Source organism: Acinetobacter sp. Li1LvA2, from assembly GCF_056156705.1.
In genome coordinates this window covers 349857-361489 of the sequence record NZ_JBSICF010000003.1, presented here as the reverse complement: position 1 = coordinate 361489, position 11633 = coordinate 349857, and the positions used below count along the sequence as shown (strand labels likewise).

The window sequence follows — 11633 nt, the reverse complement described above, 5'->3', positions numbered from 1 at the left end:
AATATCTATAGGAGCGTGTTATGAATGTGGTGATTATTGGTGCGGGAATGGGAGGTCTAACCACAGGCATTGCATTAAAAAAATTTGGTCACCAAGTTCGTATTTTTGAGCAAACTGAAAAGATTCTTCCAGTTGGCGCTGCAATTTCGCTGTGGTCGAATGGTGTGAAATGTCTAAACTATCTGGGATTAACTGACAAAATCGCCAAACTTGGTGGACAAATGGATGATTTGGCCTATGTAGATGGTCTAACTGGAGATGTGATGACACAATTCAGTTTACTACCATTAATTGAAGAGGTAGGCCAAAGACCTTATCCAGTTGCACGTGCCGATTTACAAAATATGCTCATGGATGAATTTGGCAGAGATCAGATTTATCTAGGTAAAAAAATGGTCAGCCTTGAAGACAAAGCTGATTTTGTTGAGGTCCATTTTGCAGATGGCAGCTCAACGCAGGCTGATCTATTAATTGGGGCTGACGGTACTCACTCACTTACAAGGACCTATGTGTTAGGCCAACAAGTACAGCGCCGTTATGCGGGTTATGTGAACTGGAATGGCTTGGTTGAAATATCTGAAGATTTAGCTCCAGCTCAGCAATGGACGACTTATGTGGGGGAAGGTAAGCGGGCTTCTTTAATGCCAGTTGCAGATGGCAAGTTCTATTTCTTTTTAGATGTGCCTTTGCCAGCAGGTCTAGACAATAATCGAGATGATTATAAAAAACTTTTAAAACAATATTTTGCTGATTGGTGTCTGCCAGTACAGCAACTCATTGAGCGCTTAGACCCGCAAAAGACAAATCGGGTAGAAATCCATGACATTGAACCGTTTACTCAGTTTTATAAAGGTCGCGTAGTGATTTTAGGTGATGCTGCACACAGCACGACACCTGATATTGGTCAAGGCGGTTGCCAAGCAATGGAAGATGCGATTTATTTAGCGCGTTCTCTGCAAATTAACACTTTAGGTGTCGAAGATGCTTTACGTCGCTATCAAAACAAACGTAATGAACGTGCCAATGAATTGGTACTTCGTGCGCGTAAACGCTGTGATGTGACCCATATGAAAGATGAAAGCGTTACACAAGCATGGTATGCAGAATTACGCCGTGAACAAGGTGGACATATTATGCAGGGGATTATTAGCAATATTGTGGGTAATCCACTCGATTAAAACAAAAACAGCAAGGAATTATCCTTGCTGTTTTATCTTCTAAATCATAATTTTAGAAGTGGTATTTAACCAATGCGCTGACGTTATTTTCGTCTCGGCCTTGTAGACCAAATTTATTATTCCATACAGAGTGCTCAATACCGAGGTATAGACGTGTATCAGGAGAAATGTGTTTACCTACATTCCATTTCCACTGAGTTGTCCAGTTCAACTCGCTGGCATGGTCGCCTTCAGCAGTTGACCAGTCAAGGAAACCATCTACCAAGAAATCTTCAGATCCTAATTTTAATGGAATGCCGTAAACGAATGTCATTTGATAATCGTCGTCGGTCTTGTCATTATCCGCACGGTAGAAGTTTAAATTTGCATATTGGAAATATGGGATATTTAAGTCAACTGCAAAACCATACAAGAAATTGTTGAAGTTGTTACCGTTTTCTCTATTACCTTCCCAAGTAGTACTAATAAGTACATCTTTGATCGGACCATACGCCAGTTTTTTACCAGACACTTCGCCTAAGCTTAAACGTGGTGATAACTCAAAATATGTACTTTTATGATCGTCTTCACCACGCATGTGGTCCATGAAGAAAAACACATCAGCGTATTTAACTTTCGCTGCATATTCCAAAGTAATCGTGGTTTCTTTGTCATCTACAACTTCATAGTTCTCACCATAAAGTCCAGTCACACTAAAATCTTGCCAGATTGGTTTTGCCTGAACCATGGCAGTTGCAGATAACAAGGCACAAGTCGCCGCAAGTTGCTTTAATTGCATTTAAATGATCTCCCCCCAAATAAAGCACGCTAAGGATACAGGGTCTTAAGCAAAAATGAAGCCAAATTTGATCAACGGTTAAAAAAAGCCCACCGAAGTGGGGCGCTAAAGACTAAATCTTTAATGAGTATTTCTTGTGTTTATTGTTTGGCTTAAATGTGGGGTGCGCGAGCTACGAAATGAAGGTAAATGATTAAATAATAAATTCAACAAGATAGCAAAGATACAAGTTGAACTAATGCCCGAATGGAACAAAGTTTGTACCCAAACTGGGAAATGAGCATAAAACTCATGGTTAATAATTGGGATCATCCCAGCTGATAAAGCGGTTGCGACAATAATTAAATTTTTCTGATCGTTATAATCTATTTTTGCCAAAGTGCGAATTCCACTCGCTGCAACCGACCCAAACAAGACCAAACCTGCACCACCAAGTACGGGCATTGGAATCGCTGCAATCAAACGACCCATAATAGGTAGTAGACCTAAAATAATCAGAATGACACCACCTGCTGCCACGACAAAGCGGCTTTTGATACCTGTAATGGCAACCAGTCCAACATTTTGGGCAAAAGCGCTTTGCATGAAAGAACCAAAGATAGGTGCAAAAGCACTTGAGAACATATCTGCACGAACACCATTGGCGATACGTTTTGAATCGACTTCAGTTCCTACAATGTCTCCGACAGCAATAATATCGGCTGTGGTTTCCGTCATAATTACTAAGGTAACGATTAGCATCGATAAAATTGCACTGAGCTCGAAAGTCGGTAAACCGAATGCAAATAAGTGTGGAAATTGCAGCCATGCGCCTGAACTCACCTGAGTAAAATCACCAAAACCCATAAAGTAGGCGAGGGTGGTACCAGCAACAATAGCCAACAAGATTGATAAGCGTCGGATGCTTGCTTGCGGCAGCATATTTAGAACAATCACAATGCCTAAGGTCAGTAAGGCTAAAGAGATATTTTCTACGCTACCCCAGTCAGGTGCTTTGTTGTTGCCACCCATCGTCCAGCGAATCGCAACGGGTAACAGAGATAGCCCAATAATCGTGATGACGCATCCAGTCACAACGGGTGGGAAAAACCGAATAATTTTTGAGAAGTAAGGCGCAAGGCATAGTCCAATCAGAGATGCGACAATCACCGCACCGTAGACAGCAGGTAAGCCGCCACCAGTGGTGATAATGGCAACCATAGTTGCAACACCTGCGAAAGATACACCCTGAACCAGAGGTAATTTTGCGCCTAAATATTTGGTGCCAATGGTCTGAATCAGTGTTGCCAATCCCCCGACAAATAGTGCTGCAGCAATGAGCATTCCGACTTGTGCCGAGCTTAAACCTGCAGCAGTTCCAATAATAAGTGGCGGGGCTACAATGCCACCATACATGGTCAGCACATGCTGTAAGCCGTAAGCAAAACTTTTGGAAATTCCTAAATATTCATGCTCTGGAGAAATCGCATTTTTTTGCTGATGATTCATATTTTTCTCCTATTTATATTTGAATTAACTACCGCGATAAGTGGAGTAAGCAAACGGGCTGATCAGTAATGGAATGTGATAATGCTGATTGACGTCTTCTACAAAAAACTGAATACAAACACGTGGGAAAAAAGTTTTAATTTGCTGAGATGAAAAATAAGGTGCAATTTCAAATTCAAGTTGATAAGCACCTTTTGCAAAGTCTGTTATTCCAAAATCAGCCACTCGACCGTCTGAATTAGTGGTTGCGGTTGCAATCAGCTCGTGGGTTTCTGCATGAAACAACTTCACTTCTACGTGTGCAGCTGGTTTGCCTAAATTCGTATCTAAAATATGAGTGCTGATCATGCTTGTATTTCCTGAGATAGACGTAATAGAGCAATCGCTGAGAGTTGCTCATGTACAATTACTTTTTCGATAGCTAAGTCATGTTGTAAACGTTCGCGTAGCTTTTTTAAAATCTCATCGCTACTGAGGCCCGCTGCTTTAATTAGAAAAATAAAGCCAAACTTTTGTTCATAATCAAGGTTGCCTTGTATCAGCGCTTGTTGCGTTTGTTCATCTAAAGAAATGCCAGCTTGTTCCTGATTTGAAAAATGTTGCTCTTTTGCATTGAGTTGTTTTTTTGCTTGTCGTTCACCAATTTTTGGGTGGGTTGCTAAAGCAGTTTCAATGTCTTGCCATGACCACATTTGACTTAAATTTTCTGCATGCTCTAAAAGAGATGCTTTTGATGAATAGGGACGTCTTGAAGTGATTTTCTCGGCCCATGCTGGAATGTGGACACAGTTTTTTAACAAAGTTTTAAGTTGTTCGGGTGGGGCTTGATTAAACTCGGCTAAAAACACTGTTATTCCTAAACTCGTTGTCGTGATATAGAGTTTTAGCAATAACAGTGCCAAGAGGCGTTCATGATTGGCTTATGAATTTGGAAAATTAAAAAATCAATTATTTAGTTATGTGATTTTTATACCAATGTTCAGCAATGTCTTGACGACTACATATCCAGACTCGATCGTGCATTTGAATATAGTCGAGAAACTTTTGTAGTGCTTTAAAACGACCTGGGCGCCCTAAAATACGGCAATGCATTCCAACCGACATCATTTTTGGTGCATTTTCTCCCTCTGCATACAGCACATCAAAACTATCTTTTAAATATTGAAAAAATTGTTCTGAACTATTAAATCCACCCGGTGAGCAGAATTTCATATCGTTACATTCCAAAGTATACGGAATAATCAGATGAGGGCGTGCCGCACCCGCAGCATTGGTGAGCGTCGTCCAAAAAGGCAGATCATCGCCATAATAATCAGAGTCGTATTGAATTTGTGGGAATTCTGCAAGTAATTGACGTGTATTAGGGCTATCACGTCCGGTGTACCAACCGATCACTTTATTTCCAAACAAGTTTTCTAAAACAGATAAAGCTTGTTCTATATGCTGTTTTTCTAACTCAATATCAGTATCTTGATAGTGAAGCCAACGGTAACCATGAGAAACCACATCATAATTAGCTTGCTTAATCGCCTCCACAATATAAGGATTGCGGACAAGTGCCATGGCAACTCCAAAAATAGTCATTGGAAGTTTGCGCTTTTGGAATTCATTATGAATGCGCCAAAAACCAGCACGTGAACCATATTCGTACATCGAGTCCATCGACATATGTTTCGCTGGGTAACTTGCAGCGCCAATAATCTCCGATAAAAACTGTTCTGAGCCTTCATCGCCGTGCTCAATATGTTTTTCGCCACCTTCTTCATAATTAAGAACAAATTGCACAGCAATCTTGGCATTATTAGGCCATTTAACTTGTGGCGGTTGCCCGTGATATCCGATTAAATCACGTGAATAAGGAGACTTCTGGATTTGCTCAATAAGCTCTGCTCCAGATAGATAAGATTTGGACACGATTGCTCTCCTTTTGTTCAATTTTTCATAAAAATTTAAAAAATCAGCTTGCATATTTTTATAGATGGACTGATATTGAAGATATGGAGATCTTCAAAATTAATTAAAAGCAGTACGTTTAAGACAGGAGATAACAAACCATTACACCATCAAAATGTACAATTGAAGTCAGTTCATGCATGCTTAAAACATGCCAACATAAAAAAGTTTTGCATAGAAAAGATCCACAGTAAGAAAGAGAGGATGGTATTTATGAATATTGAAATCCGCACAGATAAAAACATCCATAATAGTGAACGTTTAATTACTTATGTACGTGCAGAACTTACTCAAGAATTCCAACGTCATAGCGAACGTATTACACATTTCTCGGTTCATTTTAGTGATGAAAATGGGGACAAAAGTGGTGACAAAGATATCCACTGTATGATTGAAGCACGTCCTTCAGGTTTGAAACCAGTTGCAGTGCACCATAAAGCAGGAAATATTGACGCTTCAATTCATGGCGCGATTGAAAAATTAAAACGTAGCCTCGAACATACCTTTGAGAAAAAAGAACACCCGAGAGGTGGGCAACCAGAATTCATTGATGATGAAGTTTAATTGAAAATACTAAAAAGCCCTTCGGGGCTTTTTTTTATATTTGATGAAAATAAAACTATTCACAACATTAGGTTTGCAATGCGATGCAATCAACCTCTAAAATCTGGAGAAGAGATTAGGCATAATAGCCCTAATATATTTTTGAGAGATGGTCATGTTAACCACCCAGCAGCAAGCTTTAATTAAAGCCATAGAAGAATTAGAACTCGCGCAAGTGCAGAAATTACTTGCTGACGGACTTGATCCGAACTTTATTGATCCAGAGCAAGGGCCACCTGTATCAATTATCTGTGACGGAATTTTTAAATGGTGGGAAAATGTATCGGAAGCTTATGAAGCAGGTACACCATTATCAAAAGAAGAGAAGCAACAAGCGTTACAAGTTTATCTCGATATTCTTGAAGCCCTAATTCAAGCCAAAGCCAATGTACACCTTTGGGATGCAGAAGAGTTTTATGGTCCATTATGGGATGCAGCAAGCTCGGCATGCGCTCCAGCTGTTCAACGTTTACTCGATGAAAAAGTTGATCCAAACTCACGTGATGAAGAAGGACTCACCGTTTTATCTTCAATCAGTCAGTTGTTCTTTGATTGTGATTTTGATGAAATAGATTGGTCAGAATCACTTGAAGAAGAGCGTGAAACATTAGAATTATTGCGCCGTCATGGGGCTAAAATGACAAAAGAATTAACTACTTGATTGGACATTAAAATGAAAATAGTACAAATTTTAACTTTTGCCCTTACAACTGTTGCTGCTGGAAGTACTTTCGCAGCAGAATTTTCCTTTGACCGTCCTGGAGCAGGCTTCGGAACAGGTATTACACCAGTGGGTAAGTTAGCTTGGGAACAAGGTTTACCTAGCGCGACTTATACAGAGTCGACTGTCGATGGTGTTAAAGAAAAGACCGTAACTGTAAATGAAGATATGCTATTCCGTACAGGTTTAGCTGATGGCTTAGAATTACAATTAGGTTGGCAAGGTCCAGCATGGACTCAAACCAAACGTGCTGGTAAAAAAACTGACAATTCAGGCTTTGGTGATGTAAGCATCGGTTTGAAAAAAGCAATTGATCTAGATGATGAAAACTTATCAATGGCTGTGTTAGCTCAAGCTCTCATTGCAACGGGTAATGATGAATTTACTGCGCATGATGATATTTATAGCCTAAGCTCAGCAGTGGCTTATAAATATAATGACTTGATTGATACCTCAATTACTATGCGTTACGAAGTGCAAAATAGTGACTGGGCTGTGACTGCAATTCCAGCAATCAATTATAAGATTGCCGGTAAACTTTCTGGATATTCTGAATTCATTTACCGTAAAGCTGAAAGCCAAGACTATGAATACGGTTTAGGTACAGGCTTAGTCTACGCTGTAAATAATCGTACTCAGCTTGACGCAAGTATCGGGGTTGATTTAGAGGGTCAAGACAAGAGCTATAATGGTGGCTTAGGCGTGGCGTTCTTGTTCTAATCGAAGCAATTTAAATTTATGTTAATGAAAAAGCTTATTCATCAGGGAATTCTTTATTTTCTAACCGTTGCTGTTTGTGTGTTTAGCCAGTTGGTTTCCGCACAAGATAAGCTGCTCTCGCCCGAACAAGCTTTTACATTTTCGGTTGAATCTTCTGAGCCGCATACTGCGAGTTTATCTTGGCAGATTCAGCCCAATTATTATCTTTATCAGCACAAATTTACCGTACAACAAGGTACTCAACCTTTAGCTTTAAAGTTACCTAAAGCAATTGCCCAATATGATGAAAATTATGGGCAAAGTCAGGTTTACTACCATCAAGTTAATTTCAAAATTAAAACAAAAACTTCAGAGCACTATAGTGTGACTTGGCAGGGCTGTGCCAAAGATCGTATTTGTTATCCGCCACAAACTATTGAATTTCAAACTGATGCAGATGGCTTGGTCGGTGTACAAAACCAAGCAGGAACAGCACCAAAACGATTGCTCGATTTGGCAAATACTCAATCCGACACTTCCTCAGATTCAAAACTTTTAGAAAAAGAGCAGGGCACAGGGGCAGTAATTGATCCAGCCACGCCACAAATTGCGCAAGATCAGATCTGGTCAGCTAAGTTAATTGAGCACTCACTTTGGTATGGGATTTTATTATTTCTCGGTTTAGGTATGTTGCTCGCATTTACACCATGTTCTTTACCGATGTTGCCTATTTTAACTTCGCTGATTATTCGAGAACATAAAGGTTTAAAGGCTTGGACCATTGCACTTACTTTTGTGTGTAGCATGGCATTGGTCTATGCAGGCTTGGGTTTAATTGCTTCTTCAGCAGGCTTAAATTTCCAGCGCTGGTTACAACAGCCTGCGACTTTAATTGCTTTTAGTTTGTTGTTTATCGTATTTGCTCTGAACCTATTTGGCTTGTTTGAAATTCGTTTACCGCAAACATGGTTAAACCGACTTGACCGTATTCAGTCAATGCAACAAGGCGGCACTTTAGTCGGTGCTGGAGTCATGGGTGTGGTTTCTGCACTCTTGGTCGGCCCTTGTATGACTGCACCTCTCGCTGGAACTTTATTATTTATTTCTCAAACACAAAACCAATGGCAAGGTGCCTTGCTTTTATTTTGCCTAGGTTTTGGAATGGGAATTCCGCTACTGTTGGCAAGTATTTTAGGGGCAAAATTTTTGCCTAAAGCGGGCGACTGGATGCATCAGATTAAAGTGATTTTTGCTTTTCTGATGTTGGGTTTAAGCCTCTACTTTATTCGTCCTTTATTGCCAGATTGGGGTATGCAAGTACTTAGTTTAGTACTAGGCCTCGCTTTTATAGCCTATGCGGTTTATCAGTTTTTCTGGAAAAAAGGGCAGCTACAGTGGCTCTATGCGATCTTATTATTAATCGTTACCCCTTTTGTAGCCTATAACCAATATCAACATATTCAAAATCGAACTTTGCAAAGTTCTGACCATATGGCCGAGTGGCATGTTGCGACTAGCGCGGCAGACTTCCAAAAGATTTTAGCAGCAGCGCCTACTGATCGGGCTATTGTGGTTGATGTATATGCAGATTGGTGTGTTGCTTGCCAACCGATTGAGCACCGTATTTTAAAAGCACCTGAGGTTCAGTCTGCTCTCGCACCTTATTATTTAATTAAGCTTGATTTGAGTCACTATGATCAGTCGCATGAAGCGTTACTCAAACAATGGAATATTTTAGGACCACCAACCTATTTATTTTTAAGCCCAGAGCAAAAAGAGATTCGTGCTTTACGTTTAACTGGTGCTTTTAGTCAGCAAGAGCTTTTGCAGCAACTTGCGAGTTTGGCAAAACTAAAAGAATCATAGTGTATTAGCAGCTTCATTCTGATGAAATGTACGTACCTGATTACGTCCTGAAGCTTTTACAGCGTAAAGTGCTTGGTCAGCCTGTCGAATAACAAGATAAGGATCTTCTGCAAAAGCTGAACTGCTGATTCCAAAACTTGCACTAATATGAATAGGATTGTTTTGAGCGCTACAAACGGGTAGTTCTTGCAGAGCAAGACGACAACGCTCAGCAATTTTCTCTGCTTGAATAATATCGGTGTGGGGGAGTAATAAAATAAATTCCTCTCCACCAAAACGTCCAATAATATCCTCGTTGCGCAAGTTCTCAGAAAGACATTGAGCAATTTCAATTAAGACTTGATCACCCTGGTGATGCCCATATATATCATTAATTTTTTTAAAATGGTCGATATCAAGAAGTACCACTGCATAATCAAATTGCTGTTGATGTAAGGACTCTAAATACGTATTTAAACTACGCCTATTTAATACATTAGTTAATGGATCAATTTGACTTAAACGTTGAATGTAGGTTTCCCGCTGACGCCATTGTGTAAGTAATATTTCAAATAAAATAAAACAAGCCAATAAGATCGGCATAATAAAAAAAGCCATACTTCCCAACCAAAATGAATTGGTTTGGGCATGGTCCATGGCATCAAAATTAAATAGAGGGGCATAAGGCAAAGTACCTATCATGCCTAAATATGTACATACCGTTAAAATAATTGTTGCAGGTACAAGGGCGCTATAAACGATTTTTCGGTCGAATAACACCAGACCGACACCAATAGTGCCGACATAACCGACCATAGTGGCCGGGCTAATACTGCCAATTAAATATCCATCGTGACATAGCATGAGTGCAAAGAACTGAACGCTAATGAAAGGAATAATTCTTTGAGCCCATTCATCATTTTTGTAGCGATAACAGGGAATAATTAAAATAATTAATAAAAATAAGGTAAATAAATTAAGCCAAATCTGTGATTCAACCAAAGGTAAATGAGTCCATTGCCAGACACTTGGTGTAATTAAAATATAGCCTTTCCATAAAATCCAACTGAAATTCATTGCACCGGCAAGTGTCAGCATCAGTGCGCTTTTTTGTAGGGGCGTCCAGTTAATGATGTGATTATGGTGAATGAAATCGATTATCACCTGTTTTATTCTATGTATGGGATGAGTGATTAAACGACTTTTCATAATATGTAAGGGCTCCTAAATATAGATGCCTCTTTGTTAGACCATCCTAAAATTGGATTGTTTAAATAATTTATATTTTAAACATACCATGATTTTCATTTTATAGATGATGACTTTTTATAAAGAAGATGATGCGAAAAGTTTTGTTCACTCTCCACATCATTTATAGATAAATTAAGTTTTATCAAGTTCGTGAGCAAATTCAGCAATATCTGCCAATGCTTGTTTTGCCTCATCAAACCATGCATTAAACATCTGGAAGTTATGCCACATGCCTGTATAAAGTTTGAATTGAACTTTAACGCCAGCATCTTCAGCTTTTTCTCTAAAACGCTTGGCATCGTCTAATAATATTTCTTTAGAACCTACTTGAACCAAAGTAGGCGGTAGACCATGCAAGTCATCGAAAATAGGCGAAACACGTGGATCATCAGCTGCAATATGATTGCCTATATAGTACTGAGTTCCTGTTTGCAGCGCTTCAATAGATAGTAAGGCATCATGTTTCTTATTAAATCTGAGAGATTCACTCGTGAGTGTTAAATCCAAAAATGGAGATAGCAAAATCAGGCCACTTGGCATGAGCTCAGGTTGTTCTTTTAAACGTAAGCAAAGTGCTAGCGCTAAATTTGCTCCGCATGAATCACCTGACAAAATAATATCTTTAGGCTGAACACCTTGTACCACTAAAGATTGATAGATGTCATATAAAGCTTCAGTTGCCTCAGGATAAGGATGCTCTGGTGCAAGTGGATAGTCCACATGAATAATCTGCATTTGAGTACGGGCAGCTAAATCCGTCATGAAAGCATGGTGTGTTTTGACACTGCCAAGAAAAAAAGCGCCGCCGTGAATGTGAAAAATCAGTTGAGTGGCAGAATCTTGTGGTTTGATTTCTTCACCTTTAATGCCTGCTAACCGAATTGGGCGTACAGAAACATTTTTTTGTCGTGGGAAAGCACGACACATCTGATCTAGAACGGGACGTAAGGCGGTAGCCGGCAAATTTAGCTGACTTGGCTTGCGAATTGTTGTTTTAAGAAAAGTTTCTGTAAAATAATATTTCCAAACATTTGATATATTCATAGAGCATCCATTTTTATGCTAGTTTCTTGTTTTCTTGTAAATTTTATTTTGCAAGATTACAAGGTTACACGAA

12 protein-coding genes are annotated in these 11633 nt (G+C 39.4%); 5 read left to right on the top strand and 7 right to left on the bottom strand.

Annotated elements, in window-relative coordinates; genetic code table 11:
• Positions 1-20 precede the first annotated feature (20 nt).
• Positions 21-1178, top strand: a complete 1158-nt coding sequence (gene hpxO / locus ACS604_RS09010; RefSeq protein WP_151767072.1) for an FAD-dependent urate hydroxylase HpxO — start codon at positions 21-23, stop codon at positions 1176-1178.
• A gap of 52 nt (positions 1179-1230) precedes the next feature.
• Here the strand turns inward: hpxO and ACS604_RS09005 are convergent, their stop codons facing one another.
• The 5 genes from ACS604_RS09005 to puuE all read right to left on the bottom strand — a co-directional run bounded on the left by ACS604_RS09005 (position 1231) and on the right by puuE (position 5358).
• Positions 1231-1956 (bottom strand): ion channel protein Tsx, encoded by a 726-nt coding sequence (locus ACS604_RS09005; protein ID WP_474771318.1) that lies wholly within the window; start codon positions 1954-1956, stop codon positions 1231-1233.
• Positions 1957-2076: 120 nt separating this feature from the next.
• A complete protein-coding gene (locus ACS604_RS09000) occupies positions 2077-3444 on the bottom strand; it encodes a nucleobase:cation symporter-2 family protein (RefSeq protein WP_474771316.1) in 1368 nt (455 codons plus the stop codon).
• A 24-nt stretch (positions 3445-3468) separates the two neighbouring features.
• Complete coding sequence (gene uraH, locus ACS604_RS08995) at positions 3469-3792, bottom strand: hydroxyisourate hydrolase (RefSeq protein WP_151963755.1); 324 nt, start codon at positions 3790-3792, stop codon at positions 3469-3471.
• Positions 3789-4292: a 2-oxo-4-hydroxy-4-carboxy-5-ureidoimidazoline decarboxylase gene (gene uraD, locus ACS604_RS08990; protein WP_004790094.1), complete on the bottom strand. Its 504-nt coding sequence runs from the start codon at positions 4290-4292 to the stop codon at positions 3789-3791. Before uraD ends, uraH begins: the two co-directional genes overlap by 4 nt.
• Positions 4293-4392: 100 nt before the next feature.
• Positions 4393-5358, bottom strand: coding sequence for an allantoinase PuuE (gene puuE, locus ACS604_RS08985; RefSeq protein ID WP_474771314.1), 966 nt, complete (start codon positions 5356-5358; stop codon positions 4393-4395).
• Between the two features lie 252 nt (positions 5359-5610).
• Here puuE and ACS604_RS08980 point away from each other — a divergent pair, with 252 nt between their 5' ends.
• From ACS604_RS08980 to dsbD, 4 genes are all read left to right on the top strand, one after another.
• Positions 5611-5961, top strand: a complete 351-nt coding sequence (locus ACS604_RS08980; protein ID WP_004640014.1) for an HPF/RaiA family ribosome-associated protein — start codon at positions 5611-5613, stop codon at positions 5959-5961.
• Between the two features lie 154 nt (positions 5962-6115).
• Complete coding sequence (locus tag ACS604_RS08975; protein WP_004790092.1) at positions 6116-6661, top strand: ankyrin repeat domain-containing protein; 546 nt, start codon at positions 6116-6118, stop codon at positions 6659-6661.
• Between the two features lie 12 nt (positions 6662-6673).
• The gene (locus ACS604_RS08970; RefSeq protein ID WP_312821287.1) at positions 6674-7441 is read left to right on the top strand and encodes a transporter; all 768 of its coding nucleotides are present in this window, start codon (positions 6674-6676) and stop codon (positions 7439-7441) included.
• An 18-nt stretch (positions 7442-7459) separates the two neighbouring features.
• Positions 7460-9286, top strand: coding sequence for a protein-disulfide reductase DsbD (gene dsbD, locus ACS604_RS08965; protein WP_474771312.1), 1827 nt, complete (start codon positions 7460-7462; stop codon positions 9284-9286).
• Here the strand turns inward: dsbD and ACS604_RS08960 are convergent.
• A complete protein-coding gene (locus ACS604_RS08960; RefSeq protein WP_474771310.1) occupies positions 9281-10474 on the bottom strand; it encodes a GGDEF domain-containing protein in 1194 nt (397 codons plus the stop codon). The genes dsbD and ACS604_RS08960 overlap by 6 nt on opposite strands.
• A gap of 174 nt (positions 10475-10648) precedes the next feature.
• A complete protein-coding gene (locus ACS604_RS08955; RefSeq protein WP_013196589.1) occupies positions 10649-11560 on the bottom strand; it encodes an alpha/beta hydrolase in 912 nt (303 codons plus the stop codon).
• Positions 11561-11633: the final 73 nt, after the last annotated feature.